Source organism: Niallia sp. FSL K6-0212, assembly GCF_038007605.1.
GTDB classification, from domain to species: Bacteria; Bacillota; Bacilli; order Bacillales; family Cytobacillaceae; genus Niallia; species Niallia circulans.
In genome coordinates, this window is sequence record NZ_JBBOXL010000001.1 from 2,945,418 (window position 1) to 2,966,350 (window position 20,933).

Genomic DNA, 20,933 nt, shown 5'->3' on the forward strand with positions numbered 1-20,933 from the left:
TCTATACATTAATAACCTTTTTGGTAATCCACTACATTAATTGCTAAATCTTCTTCTTTTAAATAATGATTTGCATTAAGGAGGAAAATGTCTTCGATTACTCTGCTATTGTAATGTTCAGTAGAGCCCGAAGTATGGGGAGTTATAATAACATTTTCCAAATCCCATAATGGACTTGTCTGCTGCAATGGTTCATTTTCAAAAACATCTAAGCCTGCACCCAAAATTTCTCCGTTTTTTAAAGCAGTGACCAAATCATCCTCTTTGACTATTTCTCCACGTCCAATGTTGATAAAAAAGGCAGAGTTTTTCATGTGTTGAAATTGCTCTTTTTGGAATAGTTGGTATGTATCGTCTGTTAACGGCAGTGTGACTACTACATAATCACAGAGAGGAAGGATTTCGTTTAGCTCTTCAGAAGTATATAACTCATCTACATAATCGGTTCGCTTACGTGAATTTCTTACTCCAATAACATGCATATCAAATGCCTTGGCAATTTTAGCTGTTTCTAGCCCAATTGCTCCTAAACCGATAATACCGATCGTTTTTTTGTGTGCTTCCAATTTAATGTCAGTTCCATCCCATTTTCTTTTAAGCTGATTTCGTACATATGTATGAATATTCCTTGTTAGACCAAGTAAGAGCGCAAAAATTGTTTCTGAAATAGGGTAGCCATGTACGCCATTTGCACTTGTAATGACGATATTCTTTTTTCTTAACTGTTCTAAAGGAAGGGAATTTACTCCTGCACTCCAAGTCTGAATCCATTGGAGCTGGTCGTTTTCCATAATAGTTTTTAAATCAAAACTACTTCTCCAGCCAAGAATGATTTCAGAATCAATCAAATGCTCTTGCCAATCATCTTGCTTTAATGCATGGATGATTTCCCATTCAGAAAATGTGGACCGTATCTTTTCCAAAAGGGAGGAATGGAGAGGGTGGGTAAGTAATAATTTTCTTTTTTTCATTTTGGGAACACTCCTTTGTTTTTGAAATTTATTATTCTATTGTAACAAATAAATTGATAATTGGTACTATTTTGTTATTTGCACAATAAACACACATCGAGGAAAGATGATGGGTGTTTATTTGAAATTCACTTTATATTTTTATGTAATCTTCTTCTTAGAAATCCACTTATTATATCAATTATCGTTACCCTTACAATAATCCCTCACAGGATGATTCCAACTCGATCCAAATCTCATGTACTGATTGCAAAAATAAGTGGGGTTCCAATTCTTCCTGCACCGATGACACCTAAAATGGCAGCAGAACGAATGTTTATCTTGAACTTCCGGCTGCTAGCAAGCCTTCTGTTGGCCTCATATCTAGAATTTCCTCTAAATATAATTTTCCTAACATCTCTATGGATTGTGGATCTAATACTAGTATTCCAGCAAATGATCCAGAACCAACTGCTGTAATAAATAAAATAGCTATGATAACTTCAGAAATGTCCGTACGAAGCTTAATGCAAATTTCCCAGTACTTGCGATTGTTTTTCCTTTGCTCCTATTGTTAGCAGCCTAGAAGGCAAAGGGAAATACAAGGAAGTGCTGATATTAAGGTACCTATTATAGCAATCGCTAATGTATCAAGCAGACACGTAAAAAATCCTCGCCATCTGGCAAATATACATATTCCCAATCTGGATAGAAAATGCCTGTGAAGATGGCAATAGAGATTAATGTAAATAATAAACAGCTTTTATCAGGTTTAAGAAAAAGAGGGTTAGAGGAGAAAGAAAAGAAATTATAGGTAGTTAAGGAAGAATGAACTTGTTATAATGAACTTGCTTAATAGAGGAATAAAAAGAAGCTTGATTATACTACTTTATTCAGAGGAATTGGAAATTTAGATACTGGAGATGAAATCTTGAATACAGAAGTAACTATATTATTAACAAGTGATATACATGGAAATGTTTTTCCATTGAATTATGGAAATAATACCCCGGCAGATGTTGGTCTTGGTAAAATTGCTTCTATAATTAGAAATGAAAGAACCAAGAACGAGCATACCATTGTTATTGACAATGGTGATTTAATACAGGGCACACCGTTAACCTATCATTATGTGAATTTTTTAGCAGATAAAAAAAATCCAATGATAACGATATTAAATGAATTAAAGTATGATGCGGCTGTAATTGGCAATCATGAATTTAATTATGGGTTAGATATTTTAAAATCAGCAGTGAAGGAATCGAGATTCCCTTGGCTATGTGCAAATATTGTCGATGTAAAAACAAAAACTCCATTTTTAGGTAGTCCTTATGTAATTAAAAAAATAAATGGTTTTAAAATTGCTATTCTAGGGATAACAACCGATTACATTCCCAATTGGGAAAATCCTCAGAATATCGAAGGACTGCAATTTAATGATGCATTTGACAGTGCAAAAGAATGGGTAGAGCTGATTAAGAAGGAAGAGCAGCCGGATGTTCTTGTTATCTCTTATCATGGAGGATTTGAAAGGGATCCTGAGACTGGTGAACCATCAGAAGTATTGACTAGAGAGAATCAAGGATATACCATTTGTAAACAGATTGACGGGGTAGATGTACTTTTAACAGGTCATCAACATAGAGAATTAACCGGTAATATCAATGGAACAGAAATTATTCAACCAAGCAATAATGGAAAGTATGTAGGAAAAATAACATTAATACTAGATGATAAAGGCGAAGTAATCGAGAAAAGTTCTGAACTATTATCTGTTGCTGAAGTGGAAGCTGAGGAGGATATTCTATTATTAGTAAAGGAATATGAAGAGAGGACACAAGAATGGTTAGATACACCTATTGGCCGTATCGATGGGGAAATGTTAGTAAAAGATCCGATGCAAATCCGCTTAAAGGACAACCCGCTTATCGAATTTATTAATAAAGTGCAAATGGATGCAGCGCAAGTGAAAATCAGTAATACTGCACTTTTTAATAACGAATCACCGGGATTTAAGCCAAATGTAACAATGAGAGATATTGTATCCAATTATATTTATCCTAATACATTTAAAGTACTTTCGCTATCTGGAAAGGATATTCGTCACGCGCTCGAACATAGTGCAAAATACTTTGCTTTAAATGACGAAGGAGAGCCGATTGTCAACCCTTCGTTTGTTTACCCTAAGCCCCAGCATTACAACTACGATATGTGGGAAGGAATTGAATACACACTCAATCTAACTAAGCCAATTGGACAGAGAGTTGTTCAGTTAGATTTTGAGGGGGCGCCAATAGACGAGGAAGCTTTATATGAAGTAGTAATGAATAATTATCGAGCAGGAGGCGGCGGGGATTTCTTTATGTTCAAAAATAAACCTGTTATCCGTGAAATTCAACTTGACGCTTCTGAATTAATAGCTAATTATATTATGGAGAGAAAGATCGTACCTGCGACTTGTAATTATAATTGGAAAGTCATTTGGTAAGAGGAAGATAGTATTTACACTTATAACAATAGCATAAAAGATAAAAACAGCTAAAACGGTAGATAGATGATGGTTATTTAGCTGTTTTTTCTGCTTCTATTTATAGAAATTTTATTGACAAGCTCTTTTATTTCCTTTTTAATATTGTTAATATTGGAAAAATTAAATAGTGTCAGGGGATGGAGAGCGTTGAGTAAACCGGTAATAGGGATAACAGGTGCATACGTATTTAAAAATAAATTTATGGAAGGCACATATGTGCATCATGATTATCAAAAATCCGTTGCAGCCAATGGAGGATTGCCAGTTATCTTGCCGTTTGTAGAGGAGGACCTGGCAAGAGAAATGGTGGATCTTTGTGATGCTGTGATTTTGAGTGGGGGAGAAGATGTAGATCCGAGTTTATTTGGAGAAGATCCACATCAAAATATTGGAGACACCATTCTTTTGCGTGATAAAGTGGAAATACAAATAATTAAAAGAGCGATGGAAACGAATAAACCAATACTTGCGATTTGTAGAGGCATTCAAATTTTAAATGTTGCGTTAGGAGGAACATTAATACAAGATATTTCTTCGCAAATGAAAGATAGTATTAAACACACTCAATCTGTGAGCCGAAGTTTAGACACCCATTTTGTTTCTATTAAAGAAAAAAGTAAGTTAGCCAATATAATTGGAGAAACAAGAACTAGAGTAAATAGTCTTCATCATCAAGCCATTGATTGCTTAGCAGCCGGCTTAGAAATAGTTGCCAGTAGTAGTGATGGAGTTATAGAAGCTGTTGAGCATAAGAGTTATCCTAACTTTTTACTAGGGATTCAATGGCATCCAGAATCAATGGCGTCAACTAATGATAAAATGAATCAGATTTTTATAGAATTCATAAAAAGTGTAAAAAAAAGCAGAGGCTAATACGGTAGAAAAGTTTGTCTAATAAATGTAAAATATTGAGAGATACACAACTAGAAAGCCCAAAACAGAAAAAGATGAAAAAAAAGTTAGTATTAAGTCCTAAAATCAGCTAAAATAGTAGGGTAAGACAATTTTTTCTTTGGAGGTATAATAATGAGCGAAAAAACATTTACAGTAATTGATGAAACTGGTATTCATGCAAGACCAGCAACATTATTAGTTAGCACTGCTAGCAAGTTCAAATCAGATATGCAAATCTCTTTCAAAGGGAAATCTGTGAACTTAAAGTCTATCATGGGCGTAATGTCATTAGGTGTACCTAAAGGTGGAGAAATTACTATTTCTGCAACTGGTGAAGATGAAGTAGAAGCAGTTGATGGTGTAGAAGCTGTCCTTAAAAAAGAAGGATTAGTTGGTTAATTTTTTACCCATGACCCTCTTTTATGAGGGTCTCTCTCCATTTATTTTTTATCATTAAATTAAAGCGGTTACATATTCAGCAGTGAATGGATATGAGATCATTAATTTTATGAACGTAAACATAAAGATTTGACCCTTAATCATAATGGAATCATACATCAAGGTATTTTGAATGATTCCATGAAAGAAAGGTCAAGTCTTTTTATTATTTGGACTTGTTTGCTAAAATGAGCAATGATAAATACGAATGTTCTTGATTCCTCATTCTGTACAAATTATATGAATTTTTAGTAAAATGTAGAGAAGATAGGGGGATTGGCATGATTGTTAAATTAGAAGAGGTTGGCTTAAAAAGAAATGGTCAGTGGATTTTGAAAAATATTAATTGGGAGATTAAAAAAGGAGAAAATTGGATTCTGTATGGTCTAAATGGGGCCGGAAAGACAGCTTTGTTAAATATGATTTGTGCGTATTATCATCCGACTGTTGGAAAGATGGAAGTATTAGGGAAAGTATTTGGGAAGTCAGAGTTAGGAGGAGCGCTAAGGCGGAATATTGGACTAGTATCCAACCGGCTACAACAAAATTTATATGCATCAGATAGCGCATTTGAAATTGTACTTAGCGGCGCATATGCTTCGATTGGATTATATGAGTCACCAACAGCGGAAATTAGAAACAAGGCAATTGAAATAATGGAGAAGCTAGGCTGCTTGGATTATGCAGATAGACCATATAGTAGTTTATCACAAGGAGAGAGACAAAGAGTACTAATTGGAAGAGCGTTAATGGTAAATCCTGAACTAATTATTTTAGATGAACCAGCTACCGGCTTAGATTTTTTAGCAAGAGAACAATTATTAGATACCATTATTAGTTTGGTATCTGAAAAAAGCAGCATCATTTACGTTACGCATCATGTGGAGGAAATATTACCAGTGTTTTCCCATACTTTTCTGCTGAAAAAGGGAGAGGAATTTATCTCAGGATATACAAAGGAAGTATTAACCAGCAAGAATATGAGCAGCTTTTTTTCGTTACCGGTAGAAGTCATTTGGAATAATCAAAGACCACTATTGGCTAGAAGCAGCTCATTAATAAAGAAATAATAAAGGAGAAAGAATTTTGACATATAAAATTGTATTTATTGATATTGATGGTACATTAGTAAATGAAGAGAAACAAATTCCTAATGACGCGAAAGCAGCGATTAAGGAATTAAAGAAGCGGAATATCCCAATTGTTTTAGCAACTGGAAGAGCACCTTATTTCTTTTCCCATATTTTAGATGAGCTTGGTTTATCGTCATATATTTCTTTTAATGGGTCATATGTTGTCCATGGCAAAAAGGAAGTATATAAAAAACCAATCCCGATGAATACCCTAGAATTGCTAGAAAATACTGCCTTAAAAAATAATCATCCTATCGTTTTTCAAGGGAGTAAGGAAGGTTGTGCTAATCATAAAGAGCATGCACATATTATTGAATCCTTCCAATCATTAAAATTAAAGGCACCTTCTTATCGACAAGATTTTTGGAAGGAAGCCGATATTTATCAATGCTTGCTTTTTTGTGAGGAAAGCGAAGAAAAGGTATATGAAGAAGCGTTTTCTAATATACATTTTGTTCGTTGGCATCCTTTATCTATGGATGTTATTCCAACAGGTGGATCTAAAGCAGCTGGGATTGCACAAATTTTAAACATTTTAAATATCGATCCAAAGGAAGCAGTAGCATTTGGAGATGGATTAAACGACAAAGAAATGCTTTCGTATGTAGGAATGGGAATAGCTATGGGGAATGCTCATGAAGATATTAAGCCATATGCAAAATTTATTACAAAGCATGTAGATGATGGAGGACTAGCTTACGGATTACAAAAAATAAGCCTCCTTTAACCTGTAATTCGTAAGAAGAGGTTTGGAGACAAAAAGATATTGGAGAAGTAGAATTGCATTTTCATGTGTTGCTTAGCACAGAGCATCACCTTGATTCAAAAAGTTTAAATAAATATCCTTTACTCAACTTCGTTTTCCAATATATGGCAATTTTCCTGCAGTCTGGATACATATATAAAGAAGCTGCCAAAATATTTATCAGTTTTTTGGCAGCTTTTTAGTACTATCTGCAATAAGGCAGCAATTGCTGGCTTTATATCAAAATAAGTTTGATTAGTCCTCCCAATTTTCATAGACAACCACTCCTCCTGATAAATCGATTGTATTACGTTCTCCTTTATACAGAAGTTTGCCATCTTCTTCTACAATTAGATTTTCATAAGTAAACACTTTTTTCCCGTTTGGCAAGGTAATGACTACTTTGTCCCCATATTCTTCTGTTCCTGTTTTCGGCTCACTAGCAAAATATCTATCTGAAAATATATAACCTCCAAAAATTGTGGTAAGCAGTAAGATAGAGCCTAAAAAATACATCACTTTTTTACCAATATTATTTTTATTTCCATTTTCCTCATGTTTATCTGTACGTTTCATATGCTTCTCCACAATATCACCTTTTCATTAAGTTTTATTGCTCAAACGGTAACAATGGTATATAGAAAATATTTAGTAGGTATAGATAAAATTCCCCTTAAATTAACATATGAAACAAATTCTTAAAGATGACGAAATATTAATGGAAGATTGATATTTTGGCATATTTATTAAGCTGGAGCTAAATAGGGGTATTAGGTATTTATTTCTGTATGTCAGTTCATACAATATAAGGATAAATTAGATGTTTTTCTAAAAATTCCTGAAACCTTTCTTCGTTTAAGTCGTAAGTATGGTAAGTACTAAAATGAAGGGGGTCTGATTTTAGTGAATACATAGCAAAATTAAATTTTTAGAAAGTGAATGATGTATATGGAATTATTCGGCTTTGATCTTCCGTCCATTTATTTAACTGTTTTAATTGGTTCGGGAATATGTGTCATATTAACCTTATTACTTTCAGACTTATTTGGTGGAGATGTTGGTATATTTAATCCTACTTTAATCCTTGCTTTTTTTACGATATTATCAGCAAGTGGTTATCTTATGGAGAAGTATTCTACTATCAATAGCATCATTATTCTTTCCATTTCAGCAATAATCGCACTTATTATTTCCAGCTGTTTACACCTTTTTGTTTTTATTCCTCTTGCCAATGCAGAAGAATCATTAGTTTATAGCGATGAATCACTTAAGGGAAGAATTGGTAAAGTTATTACAACAATTCCGAAGGACGGTTATGGAGAAATATTGATCGAAAGCATCAGTGGAAATATCTCAAAAACGGCAGCTAGCTTTTATAATGAAGAAATTGGCTTTGGTGAAGAAACGGTTGTAGTAGAGATTAAAGAAAATGTTGCTTATGTTGTTCGCAAGGATGGCATATAGAAAAGCAAACAAAAGGAGGAAAAATAAATGGCCATTGAGATTTATATTGTAATAGGAATTGTAGCATTTTTATTAATCGCACTTATTAGTATTTTTATGGCGAAATATAAAACTGCAGGACCGGATGAAGCATTAATTGTAACAGGTAGTTATTTAGGTTCTAAAAATGTTCATGTTGATGAATCAGGAAATAAAATTAAAATTATTAGAGGGGGAGGGGCATTTATTCTCCCAGTTTTCCAGCAATCCGAACCTCTGAGTTTATTATCTAGTAAATTAGATGTTTCTACACCGGAAGTATATACAGAACAAGGCGTTCCAGTTATGGCAGATGGCACAGCTATTATTAAAATTGGTGGTTCTATTGGTGAAATTGCCACTGCAGCTGAACAGTTTCTAGGAAAATCAAAACAAGATCGTGAAAACGAAGCAAGAGAAGTATTAGAAGGACATTTACGTTCAATTCTAGGTAGTATGACAGTCGAAGAAATTTATAAAAATCGGGATAAATTTTCGCAAGAAGTACAAAGGGTTGCTTCGCATGACTTAGCAAAAATGGGTCTAGTCATTGTATCCTTTACAATTAAAGATGTCAGAGATAAAAACGGATACTTAGAATCGCTTGGTAAACCAAGAATTGCTCAAGTAAAACGAGATGCAGATATTGCAACAGCTGAGGCAGATAAAGAAACAAGAATCAAAAAAGCCGAAGCAGATAAAGATGCTAAAAAGGCAGAGTTAGAAAGAGCAACAGAGATTGCCGAAGCAGAAAAAGAAAACCAAATGAAGATTGCTGATTATAGAAGAGAGCAAGATGTTGCGAAAGCACGTGCTGACCAAGCGTATGATTTAGAAAGTGCTCGATCTAAGCAAGAAGTTACCGAACAAGAAATGCAAATTAAGATCATTGAAAGACAGAAACAAATTGAGTTGGAAGAAAAAGAGATCTTAAGAAGAGAAAAGCAGTATGATTCAGAGGTTAAAAAGAAAGCCGATGCCGATCGTTACGCAATGGAACAGGCTGCTGAAGCGAATAAACGCCGAGAAATTGCCGAAGCAGATGCAAACCAATATCGTATTGAATCACAAGCAAAAGCGGAAGCAGAAAAAGTGCGGGTAGATGGTTTAGCAAAAGCGGAAGCAGAAAAAGCAAAAGGGGAAACAGAAGCAGAAATTATCCGCTTAAAAGGTTTGGCCGAAGCAGAAGCAAAACGCAAAATTGCTGAAGCATATGCACAATATGGTCAAGCGGCAATCTTGGATATGGTACTTGGTATGTTACCTGAATACGCAAAACAAGTGGCCAGCCCATTAGCTAATATCGATAAGATTACGGTTGTAGATACTGGAAGTGATAGCAGTAACGGTGGCGCAAATAAAGTCACAGGCTATGCAACAAACTTAATGTCAACAATGCAAGAATCACTAAAGGCATCTGCTGGAATCGATGTAAAAGAGTTACTTGAAAATTTATCAGGCAAAGGAAATATTCGTCAGAGTATTAATGAGTTAAACGATAATTTAAGTAATAAATCAGAATAAAGAAAAAGAGACTCATCTGAAATTATTTCAGATGAGTCTTTTGGTTTTATTTTTTTTCTTTTAAATCTTCAATTGAATTAATATCTTTCATATAGCTAGGTACAACAAGACCTAGTTTTGTTCCTTCTAAGTTAGGTCCTAGATCTTCGAATTGACCTTTGTATTTGTTCGCATAGTCTTCATGCGTAATTGGTAACCAACCTGCAATATGTGCATCTAGGCTGCCATCTGCTACACCAGTCCACATCGGACCTGCTTCGACTTGACTTAACGTTACATTATAACCTAAATCTGTTAAAACCTTGCCGATAACATTGGTACTTGCAATTTCACTATCCCATGCTACATATCCAATTTTAATTTTGTCTCCGTCTACCTTGCTCACGCCTTTTGTCCATTCACTAACTTTATCAGCATTATCTTTTATCCATTTTTCAGCTGCTTTTGCTGGATCTTCACCTTCATAAATATCCATCATAACAACACCCATATCATCTGTTGTCCAATGGAAATTATCCAGAACTTGATATGCTTCAGGCATATCTTCTTTTAATCCATTACGTGCAATGGAGTGAATGTTTTCATCTGCACCAAAAGAGCCTTTTGGATCTTCTAAGTATTTTAAATCATATGCAGTGAACATCCAATGTGGAGTCCAGCCAGTTATGATAATTGGTTCTTTTTTATCATACGCTTTTTTTAGCGTAGCAGTCATTGCTGCGCTTGAGCCTTCTACTAATTTCCAATCTTTTAAGTCATAGTCGCTAATCGCCTTACTAGCTGCTTTCATGATACCTGCACCAGGATCGATGCCGATAATTTCATAATCAACTTTTTCACCAATTGTTGCATTCGGATCGTCTGCACTGTTAGAACCACAGGCAGCTAACCCTAAAGTAAGAGTGATTGCTCCTAATAAACTAGTCATTTTTTTCATATTATTTTGCCCCCTTTTTCTTTGTACCCACATTTTGGGTAATTCTATCTAAAATGATCGCAAGTACTACAATAGATATACCAGCTTCAAATCCACGCCCAATTTGAATTTGAGTTACAGCACGATATACATCAGCACCAAGTCCTGGTGCACCAACCATTGCAGCAATAACTACCATTGATAGTGCAAGCATAATACTTTGGTTAATCCCAGCTAGTATTGTTGGCATAGCAAGTGGTAATTCAACCTTTAATAATTTTTGGCTAGTTGTGCTACCGAAGCTTTCTGTCGCTTCTCTAATATCACTAGGAACCTGTTGGATTCCAAGAATAGTCAAACGAATAGTAGGTGGCATAGCAAAAATTACCGATGCTACCACTCCAGGTACGACCCCGATACTAAAGAAGAAGATAGCAGGAATAAGATAAACAAAGGCTGGCATTGTTTGCATAAAGTCTAATATTGGGATAACAATATTGCGGACAGTGTTATTTTGTGAAGCCCATATTCCTAGTGGAACACCAATTATAATGGAGATAAATACAGCAGAGAGAACAAGAGCCAGTGTATCAATCATGGGTTCCCAATAGCCTAAATTATCTACTAGTAGTAATCCGATAAGAGTGAAGATTGCAATCTTCTTATTCGCTAATTTCCATGCGAGTAATGTAAGTAAAATGATTAATAAAATAGGAGGAATAAATCCAAAGAAGCCTACTAAAATATTTGCTACAAATTCTAATACTGCAGTGATGCCATCAAATAATACTTCAAAAGTAGTTGTCAGCCAAGCAACAAAGGAATCAATCCAATCTGCAACTGGTAATTTAGGAATTAGATTATTCATTATTCATTCCCCCCAACTAATACTGATTCTTCGGTTGGCGGAGTATTAATAAGTTCGTTGTTACCAGCAAGGGCTCCAATAACTGCACCTCTAACCAGAATCCCTTTTAATCTATTCTGTTCATCTATTACGGCAACTGGAATGATTGCAGTTGATACTTTATCAAAGAGATCAGCTAATAATGTGTCACCTGTAACGGTAATTACATCTTTTTGTAAAATGTTTTCGATGCCTTCATTTTTTTCGGCAGCTGCACGTGCATCATCTGCTGTGATTGCTCCGAGTAATTCTCTTTTCTTATTAACGACATAGATGCTTGAAATTCCTAGTTTCTTCATCATTTGTAATGCGACACGAGGTCCCTTTTCAATCGTTACTGCTTCTGCGCGTTTCATTATATGATTGGCAGTCAATACTTTCGATAAATCTACATCTTCGACAAATCGTTCTACATAATCATTGGATGGATTCATTAATATTTCTTCAGGTGTTCCAACTTGAACAATGGATCCATCTTTCATTAGTGCTATACGATCGCCAATACGAAGTGCTTCATCTAAGTCATGTGTAATAAAGATAATTGTTTTTTCCATATTTGATTGCAAGTCTAATAATTCGTCCTGCATATCTTTTCGAATAAGAGGATCAAGGGCACTAAATGCTTCATCCATTAGAAGAATATCTGGGTCATTTGCTAAAGCGCGAGCAAGACCGACCCTTTGCTGCATTCCACCACTTAATTGGTCTGGATATTGGGATTCATAACCTGATAATCCAACTAATTTAAGTGATTCAAGTGCACGTTCTTTTCTTGTTGCTTTATCAATCCCTTGAATTTCTAATCCATATTCCGCATTTTCCAATATTGTTCGATGAGGGAGTAGAGCGAATTTTTGGAAGACCATACTTATTTTTTCTCTGCGAACTTTACGTAAGTCTTCTTTTGACATTTTTACGATATCTTTGCCATCAATATAAATGTTCCCGATTGTAGGATCAATCAGACGATTAAACATACGTACTAATGTAGATTTACCACTACCGGATAGCCCCATTATTACAAAGATTTCACCAGGATTCACTTCAAAACTAGCCTTGTTTACACCGACTGTTGCTCCTGTTTTTTTGAGGATATCCTTTTTTGATTCACCACTATTTAGTAGTTGAATTGCTTTTTTTGCGTTTTTGCCGAAAATCTTTGTAACATTTTCGACTTTTAATTTTGCCATACTTTCCATTCTTTCACCTCTTTAATTCTAAACGCTCTGTAAAGCGAGCCTACATATATTATAGAAGATAACCAATAGACACTTCAAACTGTATAATCAGTTAAAAAGATTCATTCTGAACGTACAGAAAAAACTGTATGAACTATAGGGCTTATATGCTTAATAATGCGCCCAAATGCTTTGATATACTATCTAGGTTACTACTTTACAATTTTTTTATTCATGTTAATCTATAAACAGAAAAAGTATTTAAGTGCTTGATTATTGATTCACCTTGATTATTGAAATAATCATGATTACAATGTATAAGTAAACATATAATATGGATGTGAATGATAAATGACGGATAGGGAGCAGTTAAATATTGCTCGAGAGAGAGTGATTGATTCCGTAGCTCAAAACATGGATTTATATGGAGTGACTGAATCAATTGGTAGATTATATGGAATGCTATTGTTCCAAGAAAATCCTATGACGCTTGACGAAATGAAAGAAGAGCTAGGGATGAGTAAAACCAGTATGAGTACGTCGGTTAGAACCTTGCTTGAATTGAAAATGGTAGACAAAGTATGGCGAAAAGGTGTTCGAAAAGATTTATATAGAGCAGAAGAAGATTGGTATCAAACATTTATCGATTATTTCACAATTAAATGGCGGTTAGCGATTACTGAAAATATATATGCAATTGAAAAATCAATGAATGAAATAAAAGCTTTAATGAATAAAGAAGGAATTTCTGAAGATGTTATAAAAGATGCAACTAATGACTTAGAGAAAATGAATTATGCACTAGATTATTATGATTGGCTTGAACGTTTTGTAGATAGTTTAGAATCACATGAAATTTTTAATTTCATTCCAAAAAATAAAGAATAAAAAATTATATGAAGGTGCTATCTTCTAAGGGTTTTTTTTAAACTCGGAAGATAGCGCCTTTTGTAGTTTATAAAGAAAAATTTGATATAAGGGAAAAATCAGCAAGAAACGAGATCAATGTAATCCCAAGGATATCTGGTTAAAAAACCTAAAAAATGTGCATTTGTCTATCGCACATTTTTAATTCTTGAATAGGATATATGGAATCAAAAAAAGGAGGTTTTTATTCATGGGTGAAGTTGGAGTAGGTTACGGCGGAGGTTTCGCTCTTTTAGTAGTATTGTTTATTTTATTGGTGATTATTGGTGCTTCTTGGGGTTACGGCGGATTTTATTAATCCGTAACGAAACAGATATTAAAAGGAGGAAATAGAATGTACGGATATGGTTGTGGATATCCCGGCTATGGCTATGGTGGTGCAGGTTACGGCGGAGGTTTCGCTTTAATCGTTGTTTTATTCATTCTTTTAATCATTGTGGGTGCAGCTTGCTTTAAATGGTAAAATAACGAAAAATGGAAGGCTGATTCGAAGAGTCAGTCTTCTTTTAATGATATTAAGTAGAGTGAATAAAGTACATATATTTATACAAAATATACTTTTTTAATGCAATGAAACGTGCAGGGTTCCACAGATTATCTTTTGGGAAGCAAATCATTCTTTCTTAATTTTGAGGAGTCATAACTATTTGCTAAAATGAATAGATAAGATATGTATTAGGGGGGGAATGGATAGATGGATTCCTTAGTTCAATTAATAAAGTCTGCTAATTATTTTGTTATATTTACTGGTGCTGGGATGTCTACGGAGAGTGGATTGCCTGATTTTCGATCTGCTAATAAGGGATTATGGACTGCTGAAAAAAAACAATACCTTTCCAGTACGAGTGCCCTAAATAATCATGTGCAAGAATTTATTGAGTTTTATCGTAACCGAGTTCAAGGTATTCATGAATTTAAGCCGCATCATGGCTATTACATATTAAGTGATTGGGAAAGAAAAGGCTATGTAAAACAAATCATCACACAGAATGTGGATGGATTTCACGAAGAAGCAGGAAATCAGAAAGTTGCTGAATTGCATGGAACATTAAAAAAGATTCATTGTGAAATATGTGGAAAGAGCTATCTTAGTGATGAATATTTACATGACAACTATTCATGCAGTTGTGGAGGAATATTAAGACCTTCCATTGTACTTTTTGGAGAAATGCTCCCAGAACAGCCATTTTTGAGAGCGGAAGAGGCAGCCATAAAATCTGATGTCTTCTTAGTTTTAGGATCCTCTTTATCCGTTTCACCAGCAAATCAATTTCCCTTACTTGCAAAGCAAACAGGGGCTAAACTTATTATTATTAATAAAGAGCAAACTCAAATGGATGGCATTGCTGATATTGTCATTCATGAATCAATCGGAAAGGTATTAGAAGAAATTAATCTTAAGCTGTAATGTTCATCAATTGGCTAGGAATAAATAAGATTGATGGATAATCATAAAAAAAGAAAAATAGTACAAAGAAAAGTAGCTGAATACGTTTAAATCCATTGCAAACTTTGATATATCGAGATAATATAAGGGAATGGACTAAATTTGAAACCGTAAAAGAGAGGAAAGTAACATGTCAAAGAATTTTAAACAGGATGTACTATCTCGTCGCACCTTTGCGATTATTTCCCATCCGGATGCTGGAAAAACGACGTTAACGGAAAAGTTATTACTATTCGGCGGAGCAATTAGAGATGCTGGAACAGTAAAAGGGAAGAAAACAGGAAAATATGCGACAAGTGACTGGATGGAGATAGAAAAGCAAAGAGGGATTTCTGTTACATCAAGTGTGATGCAATTTGACTACAAAAATGCACGAGTAAATATTTTGGATACACCGGGACACCAAGACTTTAGTGAAGATACTTATCGTACTCTAACAGCTGTGGATAGTGCTGTGATGATTATTGATTCGGCAAAAGGAATAGAGGAACAAACGTTAAAGTTATTTAAAGTGTGTAAGATGCGAGGTATCCCTATTTTTACATTTATTAATAAATTAGATCGCCAAGGGAAGCCACCTCTTGAATTACTTGCGGAATTAGAAGAAGTAATGGGAATCGAGTCTTATCCAATGAATTGGCCGATTGGAATGGGGAAAGAATTTTTAGGTATATATGATCGTTTTTATAATCGAATTGAGCAGTTCCGTGTAGAAGATAAGGAAAGATATGTTGATCTAAATGAAGATGGTGAGATTGAAGGAGATCATCCAATTAAACAGGATTCTTTATATGATCAAACATTAGAAGAAATTATGCTTTTAAATGAAGCTGGAAATGAGTTTTCTGAGGAGAAAATTAATAATGGTGATTTAACACCTGTATTTTTTGGCAGTGCATTAAGTAATTTTGGGGTACAAACATTTTTAGAAACATATTTGCAATTTGCACCGTCTCCACAAGCTAGAAAATCTACCATTGGAGAGATTGATCCTTTATCAGAAGAGTTTTCGGGGTTCATTTTTAAAATTCAAGCGAATATGAATCCAGCTCACCGTGACCGTATCGCGTTTTTACGTATTTGTTCTGGGAAATTTGAAAGAGGCATGACGGTTAATTTACCTAGAACAGGGAAGCAAGTAAAGTTAGCGCAATCTACACAATTTATGGCAGATGATCGAAGTACAGTTAATGAGGCGGTTAGTGGAGATATTATTGGGTTGTATGATCCAGGTTTTTATCAAATTGGCGATACATTAACGGTTAGCAAGAATGCTTACCAATATGAAAAACTACCTCAATTTACACCTGAGCTTTTTGTGAAGGTAACGGCAAAGAATGTAATGAAACAAAAACATTTCCATAAAGGCATTCAGCAGCTCGTACAAGAAGGTGCAATTCAGTTATATAAGACTGTCAAAACAGAAGATTATTTGCTGGGAGCAGTTGGTCAGCTACAATTTGAAGTATTTGAGCATCGAATGAGAAATGAGTACAATGTAGAAGTAATTATGGAGCATGTAGGTTCAAAAATTGCCCGTTGGTTAGTGGATGAAGAGGTAAATGAAAATCTTTCTAGTGGAAGAAGTCTGCTCGTAGAGGATCGCTACGGCAAAAAAGCATTTTTATTTGAAAATGAATTTGCATTAAGATGGTTCCAAGATAAAAATCCAGAAGTGAAATTATATAATCCGATGGATGAACAAGAATAATTCACTAAAAGAAGAGATTATTACAAAAGTATTCTACCTGTTTTAAATGGAGATTCTTTTGTAATAGTCTCTTTTTTTATGTAATGGAAAATTAGCTCTATGTTGAAATGATGTCAGATTTTCGAACATATGAAAGGGGGAGGAAGGGAGAAGGAACAAGTGTTTATTATCAAAATGTAGCTTTTTGTTATGTTGAAATAATTTTTATTTGATGGAACGTAGATATATACGATCTTTTTTCTGATATAAAAGCTGAGGGATGGTTTTTGTATCGAGTAAAAAAGAAAGTCTTTCGGTATACGAATTACTGATATATAAGGTTTTTGTAAATCTAAATAAAAACGAAAACGTTTAAATTATTTTCATAATTAAAAGTTTTCAAAAAACTATTTGTAATTCTAATAAAAATAGGTATAATAAAAACATGATGTTACAAAAGTTAACAAACAATTGTTAAATGAGTTGGCTTTTTAACTTCTAATAGGACTGATACTAACATTTGATGTAATAAGAGTATTCTTGTAAATATAATAGATTGAATATTCTTTTAATTAGAGTTTGCTAGTATCATAAAAACAAGATATAGGGGGATATATTGTATGAAGAAAAGTTTGTCGCTTACTTTTAGTATTTTATTAGTGCTTGTTCTAGCTTTAGCTGGCTGCTCAAGTAAGTCAGGATCAGATGGGGAAAGTACTAATGGTGCAAAAACAAGTTCTTCTAAAAGTTTACTTGAAACCATTAAAGATAGAGGGACATTAAAAGCAGGTGTTAATGATGCTCTTCCTGGTTTTGGCTACATAGGTTCAGATGGAAAAAATACTGGTTTTGATGTTGATTTTGCAAGAGCAATTGCAGCGGGAGTTCTTGGAGATCCTTCCAAAATTGAGTTTAGACCACTATCAGCTACAGACCGCTTTACGGCTGTTCAATCTGGTGAAGTAGATGTATTAATTCGTAATACAACTTGGACAACAAACCGTGATGCTGAAGTGGGGCTAAGTTTTGCTCCAGTTACTTTCTATGATGGGCAGGGAATAATGGTTCCAAAGGATAGTGGAATCAAAACACTGAAAGATTTAGAGGGTAAAACAATTGGAGTAGAAACGGGAACAACAACCGAATTAAACTTAGCTGATCAGATGAAAGCAGCTGGTGTTAACTATACAGCACAAACATTTGATAATGCAGATGCTGTAATTGCTGCATATGAACAGGGTTCTATTGATGCTTGGACAACAGATAAATCAGGATTAGTTTCTCGCCAGTCTACTTTGCAGGATCCAGATGCTCATATTATTTTAGAAGAAACATTATCAAAAGAACCACTAGCTCCAGCTGTTAAGGATGGAGACGAAAAATGGGCGGATGCAGTATCATGGATTGTATATGCAACCATTCAAGCGGAAGAATTCGGTATTACCTCTAAAAACGTAGATGATTTCTTAACTAGTGAAAACCCAGAGATTAAGCGTCTTTTAGGAGTGGAAGGTAATCTAGGAGAACAGCTAGGCTTAGCCAATGATTTTGCCTACCAAGTAATTAAACAAGTTGGTAACTATGGTGAAATATACGAGCGAAATTTAGGCCCTGACACAGTGTTCAAATTAGAGCGTGCACAAAATGCGTTATATACTGATGGGGGATTATTGTACTCTATTCCATTCCGTTAATAGGTAATAACAGATAAAAATATGGGGGGTCTCAAAAACCAAAGTGTCTAATCTATTTGAGATACCCCCTATTCTTTTAAGTGAGAGGTGAGAAATAGTGGAAATGAAAAAAACAACATCGACTCCTCTTTGGAGAAATAGAAAAGTGGTCCCGATAATTAGTCAAATTATCTTTGTTCTAATTGTAGGAATAGTAATTGCCTTTATGGTGAGAAATGTAATATCAGGTCTCGAACAAATAGGTTTAGTATTAGGATTAGACTACTTAAATTTAAAAGCATCTTTCCCTATAGCAGAATCTATTATTAGTTATACACCTGACGATCCTTATACACGTGCTTTATTAGTAGGATTATTAAATACACTTAAGGTTTCCGTTTTTGGGATTATCCTTGCAACTATTATTGGAGTCATTGTAGGAGTTGCGAGATTATCAAACAACTGGTTAGTCAGTAAAGTGGCAACAGTATATGTTGAAGTTTTTAGAAATACACCATTATTGGTTCAAATTTTCATTTGGAATTTTGCTGTTTTTTTACCAATGCCGAAAATTCAAGATGCTATATCGGTTGGGCCGTTTTATTTTTCAAATAGAGGTGCCTCTATTCCGTGGTTTACCTTACAGGATAATACGCTGATCTGGCTTGTCATTCTAATTTTTTTAATCGCAGGAAGCATAATTTTATTCAAAAAATTAACCAAAGTATCGATAGAATCAGGTAAGTCTACATATCCGTTCATTTCAAGTGTGGGATTAATAGTAATTGGAACGATAATTATCTATATTATTTTAGGAAATGGACCACTTGGTTTTTCTGTTCCTGTATTTAATGGTAATTCATTTGAAGGAGGAACGTCATTATCCATCGGGTTTATGTCTGTTTTAGCTGCCTTAACAATCTATACATCAACCTATATTTCTGAAATTGTTCGTGCAGGAATAATGGGGGTTCCAAAAGGGCAGACAGAAGCTGCTAAAGCGCTTGGATTTAAAAGTCATACAGCACTTCGTTTAATTATTTTTCCGCAAGCAATTAGAATCATTATCCCGCCATTAACAAGCCAATATTTAAATTTAATAAAAAACTCAAGTTTAGCAATGGCTGTAGCATATCAAGATATTGTTGGAATCGGAAATACAATTATTAACCAGACAGGACATACATTAGAAACTTTATTAATTGTTATTTCTGTGTATTTATTATTTAGCTTAACTACATCACTGTTAATGAATATTTTTAATAAAAAATTCCAGCTGGTAGAAAGGTAGGGAGGTAAATGGATAATATACAACTGAATACGGAACCAGTTTTGGAAACGAAAAAATTGAATAAACAAAAGAAATTACAATTATGGCTGAAAAATAACTTATTTAAGGATTGGAAAAATGCTATTTTAACGATTGTCACATTAATGGTTACTATTTATTTGCTTACGAGAATAGGTAAGTTTTTATTGGCAAGTGAATGGGGAGTTGTTACTGACAATTTAAGGCTCCTCTTTGTCGGACAATTTCCAATAGAAGAAATATGGAGGTTGTGGATATCTCTTCTGTTATTATCAGTGTTTTTAGGTACTACTTGGGGAGCTTGGAGAGGGATTATCGGACATGTTGCCATTAGTCTTAGTATTCTTCTAGTTATATTTGGAGTAATTCCTTATACGGCAATGGAATCAAAAGTATATTTATTTACGAGTGCAGCAGTGATATTCCTTTTTTACTTTATCGGAAAATATGTTCCGAAGTTAAAAATCCCCCTCCTAATATTATGGATTTTATATATACCGATTACTCTTTCTATTATTAATGGGTTTGGTGTACTTGAGCCAGTAAAAACAAATATTTGGGGAGGATTTTTATTAACGCTTGTTATCGCTTCGGTTGCAATTATTTGTTCTTTCCCATTAGGTTTACTCCTAGCAGTGGGGAGACGAAGTAAACTGCCTATAATCAAATATTGCTGTATTCTTTATATAGAATTAATCCGAGGAATGCCGCTGATTATGGTGTTATTTATTGCCCAATTATTGCTGCCGATGTTCCTTGGGGGAATCGAACTAGATAATGTAGTCCGGGCAATGATAGCATTCACTTTATTCAGTGCGGCCTATTTAGCAGAAAATATCCGTGGAGGCCTGCAATCAATACCGAGAGGACAATTTGAAGCAGCGCAAGCTCTAGGATTAAATAATTTTAAGGTAATGATTTTTGTCATATTGCCACAGGCTTTAAAAGCAGTTATCCCAGCTATGGTTGGTCAATTTATTTCCATCTTTAAAGATACATCTCTAGTTGCGGTTATTGGATTAGCAGATTTTCTTGGAATGGGAAAAAAAATTGCTGCAAATCCGGAATATTTAGGTAAATATATGGAGTTATATATTGTGATTGCTTTTATATACTTCATCTTCTGTTTCTTAATGTCGCATGTAAGTAAGCATATAGAAAAATCACTTGGTGTAGGGACGAGATAGAAA

At 34.4% G+C, this 20,933-nt stretch carries 21 protein-coding genes and 1 pseudogene; 15 read left to right on the plus strand and 7 right to left on the minus strand.

Annotated features, from left to right (window positions below; all coding sequences use genetic code 11):
• Positions 1–8 precede the first annotated feature (8 nt).
• Both MHH96_RS13845 and MHH96_RS13850 read right to left on the minus strand, forming a co-directional pair.
• Positions 9–971 (minus strand): D-2-hydroxyacid dehydrogenase, encoded by a 963-nt coding sequence (locus MHH96_RS13845; protein ID WP_047942925.1) that lies wholly within the window; start codon positions 969–971, stop codon positions 9–11.
• Positions 972–1,099: 128 nt separating this feature from the next.
• Positions 1,100–1,691: pseudogene (locus MHH96_RS13850) on the minus strand (PhnE/PtxC family ABC transporter permease); the annotation flags it as partial.
• A 190-nt stretch (positions 1,692–1,881) separates the two neighbouring features.
• Between MHH96_RS13850 and MHH96_RS13855 the strand changes: the two are divergent.
• The 5 genes from MHH96_RS13855 to MHH96_RS13875 all read left to right on the plus strand — a co-directional run bounded on the left by MHH96_RS13855 (position 1,882) and on the right by MHH96_RS13875 (position 6,672).
• Positions 1,882–3,438, plus strand: a complete 1,557-nt coding sequence (locus tag MHH96_RS13855; protein ID WP_053215710.1) for a bifunctional metallophosphatase/5'-nucleotidase — start codon at positions 1,882–1,884, stop codon at positions 3,436–3,438.
• 189 nt (positions 3,439–3,627) lie between these two features.
• A complete protein-coding gene (locus MHH96_RS13860; RefSeq protein ID WP_047942927.1) occupies positions 3,628–4,353 on the plus strand; it encodes a gamma-glutamyl-gamma-aminobutyrate hydrolase family protein in 726 nt (241 codons plus the stop codon).
• A 153-nt stretch (positions 4,354–4,506) separates the two neighbouring features.
• Positions 4,507–4,773, plus strand: a complete 267-nt coding sequence (locus tag MHH96_RS13865; RefSeq protein ID WP_016200885.1) for a phosphocarrier protein HPr — start codon at positions 4,507–4,509, stop codon at positions 4,771–4,773.
• A gap of 320 nt (positions 4,774–5,093) precedes the next feature.
• Positions 5,094–5,882, plus strand: coding sequence for an ABC transporter ATP-binding protein (locus MHH96_RS13870; RefSeq protein ID WP_047942928.1), 789 nt, complete (start codon positions 5,094–5,096; stop codon positions 5,880–5,882).
• Positions 5,883–5,898: 16 nt separating this feature from the next.
• Complete coding sequence (locus MHH96_RS13875; RefSeq protein WP_047942929.1) at positions 5,899–6,672, plus strand: Cof-type HAD-IIB family hydrolase; 774 nt, start codon at positions 5,899–5,901, stop codon at positions 6,670–6,672.
• A gap of 119 nt (positions 6,673–6,791) precedes the next feature.
• On the opposite strand, the gene MHH96_RS13880 is transcribed toward MHH96_RS13875, so the two are convergent.
• Together MHH96_RS13880 and MHH96_RS13885 are read right to left on the minus strand one after the other, a co-directional pair.
• Complete coding sequence (locus MHH96_RS13880; RefSeq protein ID WP_161798400.1) at positions 6,792–6,965, minus strand: hypothetical protein; 174 nt, start codon at positions 6,963–6,965, stop codon at positions 6,792–6,794.
• Positions 6,946–7,266, minus strand: coding sequence for a hypothetical protein (locus MHH96_RS13885; protein WP_047942930.1), 321 nt, complete (start codon positions 7,264–7,266; stop codon positions 6,946–6,948). The genes MHH96_RS13880 and MHH96_RS13885 overlap by 20 nt, the downstream gene beginning before the upstream one ends.
• A 372-nt stretch (positions 7,267–7,638) precedes the next feature.
• Between MHH96_RS13885 and MHH96_RS13890 the strand changes: the two genes are divergently transcribed.
• Together MHH96_RS13890 and MHH96_RS13895 are read left to right on the plus strand one after the other, a co-directional pair.
• Entirely contained in the window at positions 7,639–8,154 is a 516-nt protein-coding gene (locus tag MHH96_RS13890) for a hypothetical protein (protein WP_053215714.1), read from the plus strand.
• A 27-nt stretch (positions 8,155–8,181) separates the two neighbouring features.
• Complete coding sequence (locus MHH96_RS13895) at positions 8,182–9,696, plus strand: flotillin family protein (RefSeq protein ID WP_095257645.1); 1,515 nt, start codon at positions 8,182–8,184, stop codon at positions 9,694–9,696.
• Between the two features lie 46 nt (positions 9,697–9,742).
• Here MHH96_RS13895 and MHH96_RS13900 read toward each other — a convergent pair whose 3' ends face one another.
• Genes MHH96_RS13900 through proV form a run of 3 tightly spaced genes read right to left on the minus strand, consistent with a single transcriptional unit; the run spans position 9,743 to position 12,718 of the window.
• Positions 9,743–10,633 (minus strand): glycine betaine ABC transporter substrate-binding protein, encoded by an 891-nt coding sequence (locus MHH96_RS13900; protein ID WP_047942933.1) that lies wholly within the window; start codon positions 10,631–10,633, stop codon positions 9,743–9,745.
• Position 10,634: 1 nt separating this feature from the next.
• A complete protein-coding gene (locus tag MHH96_RS13905) occupies positions 10,635–11,480 on the minus strand; it encodes an ABC transporter permease (protein WP_341117592.1) in 846 nt (281 codons plus the stop codon).
• Positions 11,480–12,718, minus strand: a complete 1,239-nt coding sequence (proV, locus tag MHH96_RS13910) for a glycine betaine/L-proline ABC transporter ATP-binding protein ProV (protein WP_047942935.1) — start codon at positions 12,716–12,718, stop codon at positions 11,480–11,482. Before proV ends, MHH96_RS13905 begins: the two co-directional genes overlap by 1 nt.
• Positions 12,719–13,048: 330 nt before the next feature.
• Between proV and MHH96_RS13915 the strand changes: the two genes are divergently transcribed.
• The 8 genes from MHH96_RS13915 (at position 13,049) to MHH96_RS13950 (ending at position 20,930) form a co-directional block, all read left to right on the plus strand.
• The gene (locus MHH96_RS13915) at positions 13,049–13,585 is read left to right on the plus strand and encodes a GbsR/MarR family transcriptional regulator (protein ID WP_047942936.1); all 537 of its coding nucleotides are present in this window, start codon (positions 13,049–13,051) and stop codon (positions 13,583–13,585) included.
• A gap of 229 nt (positions 13,586–13,814) precedes the next feature.
• Positions 13,815–13,922: a YjcZ family sporulation protein gene (locus MHH96_RS13920; protein ID WP_082138357.1), complete on the plus strand. Its 108-nt coding sequence runs from the start codon at positions 13,815–13,817 to the stop codon at positions 13,920–13,922.
• 36 nt (positions 13,923–13,958) lie between these two features.
• Positions 13,959–14,087 carry a YjcZ family sporulation protein gene (locus MHH96_RS13925; protein WP_082138358.1) on the plus strand — a complete coding sequence of 43 codons (129 nt, stop codon included), beginning with the start codon at positions 13,959–13,961 and terminating at the stop codon, positions 14,085–14,087.
• A 231-nt stretch (positions 14,088–14,318) separates the two neighbouring features.
• A complete protein-coding gene (locus MHH96_RS13930; protein ID WP_047942937.1) occupies positions 14,319–15,032 on the plus strand; it encodes an NAD-dependent deacylase in 714 nt (237 codons plus the stop codon).
• A gap of 169 nt (positions 15,033–15,201) precedes the next feature.
• The gene (locus MHH96_RS13935; protein WP_047942940.1) at positions 15,202–16,782 is read left to right on the plus strand and encodes a peptide chain release factor 3; all 1,581 of its coding nucleotides are present in this window, start codon (positions 15,202–15,204) and stop codon (positions 16,780–16,782) included.
• A 599-nt stretch (positions 16,783–17,381) separates the two neighbouring features.
• Entirely contained in the window at positions 17,382–18,455 is a 1,074-nt protein-coding gene (locus tag MHH96_RS13940; RefSeq protein WP_047942941.1) for an amino acid ABC transporter substrate-binding protein, read from the plus strand.
• 145 nt (positions 18,456–18,600) lie between these two features.
• Complete coding sequence (locus MHH96_RS13945) at positions 18,601–19,725, plus strand: amino acid ABC transporter permease (protein ID WP_309325270.1); 1,125 nt, start codon at positions 18,601–18,603, stop codon at positions 19,723–19,725.
• Between the two features lie 8 nt (positions 19,726–19,733).
• The gene (locus MHH96_RS13950) at positions 19,734–20,930 is read left to right on the plus strand and encodes an amino acid ABC transporter permease (RefSeq protein ID WP_047942943.1); all 1,197 of its coding nucleotides are present in this window, start codon (positions 19,734–19,736) and stop codon (positions 20,928–20,930) included.
• Positions 20,931–20,933 lie beyond the last annotated feature (3 nt).

Bases quoted from the DNA above. Each gene is read 5' to 3' on its own strand.
- MHH96_RS13845 (WP_047942925.1), bottom strand. From the start codon at position 971: ATGAAAAAAAGAAAATTATTACTTACCCACCCTCTCCATTCCTCCCTT.
- MHH96_RS13865 (WP_016200885.1), top strand. From the start codon at position 4,507: ATGAGCGAAAAAACATTTACAGTAATTGATGAAACTGGTATTCATGCA.
- MHH96_RS13870 (WP_047942928.1), top strand. From the start codon at position 5,094: ATGATTGTTAAATTAGAAGAGGTTGGCTTAAAAAGAAATGGTCAGTGG.
- MHH96_RS13880 (WP_161798400.1), bottom strand. From the start codon at position 6,965: ATGAAAATTGGGAGGACTAATCAAACTTATTTTGATATAAAGCCAGCA.
- MHH96_RS13885 (WP_047942930.1), bottom strand. From the start codon at position 7,266: ATGAAACGTACAGATAAACATGAGGAAAATGGAAATAAAAATAATATT.
- MHH96_RS13890 (WP_053215714.1), top strand. From the start codon at position 7,639: ATGGAATTATTCGGCTTTGATCTTCCGTCCATTTATTTAACTGTTTTA.
- MHH96_RS13895 (WP_095257645.1), top strand. From the start codon at position 8,182: ATGGCCATTGAGATTTATATTGTAATAGGAATTGTAGCATTTTTATTA.
- MHH96_RS13900 (WP_047942933.1), bottom strand. From the start codon at position 10,633: ATGAAAAAAATGACTAGTTTATTAGGAGCAATCACTCTTACTTTAGGG.
- MHH96_RS13905 (WP_341117592.1), bottom strand. From the start codon at position 11,480: ATGAATAATCTAATTCCTAAATTACCAGTTGCAGATTGGATTGATTCC.
- proV (WP_047942935.1), bottom strand. From the start codon at position 12,718: ATGGAAAGTATGGCAAAATTAAAAGTCGAAAATGTTACAAAGATTTTC.
- MHH96_RS13915 (WP_047942936.1), top strand. From the start codon at position 13,049: ATGACGGATAGGGAGCAGTTAAATATTGCTCGAGAGAGAGTGATTGAT.
- MHH96_RS13920 (WP_082138357.1), top strand. From the start codon at position 13,815: ATGGGTGAAGTTGGAGTAGGTTACGGCGGAGGTTTCGCTCTTTTAGTA.
- MHH96_RS13925 (WP_082138358.1), top strand. From the start codon at position 13,959: ATGTACGGATATGGTTGTGGATATCCCGGCTATGGCTATGGTGGTGCA.
- MHH96_RS13930 (WP_047942937.1), top strand. From the start codon at position 14,319: ATGGATTCCTTAGTTCAATTAATAAAGTCTGCTAATTATTTTGTTATA.
- MHH96_RS13935 (WP_047942940.1), top strand. From the start codon at position 15,202: ATGTCAAAGAATTTTAAACAGGATGTACTATCTCGTCGCACCTTTGCG.
- MHH96_RS13940 (WP_047942941.1), top strand. From the start codon at position 17,382: ATGAAGAAAAGTTTGTCGCTTACTTTTAGTATTTTATTAGTGCTTGTT.
- MHH96_RS13950 (WP_047942943.1), top strand. From the start codon at position 19,734: ATGGATAATATACAACTGAATACGGAACCAGTTTTGGAAACGAAAAAA.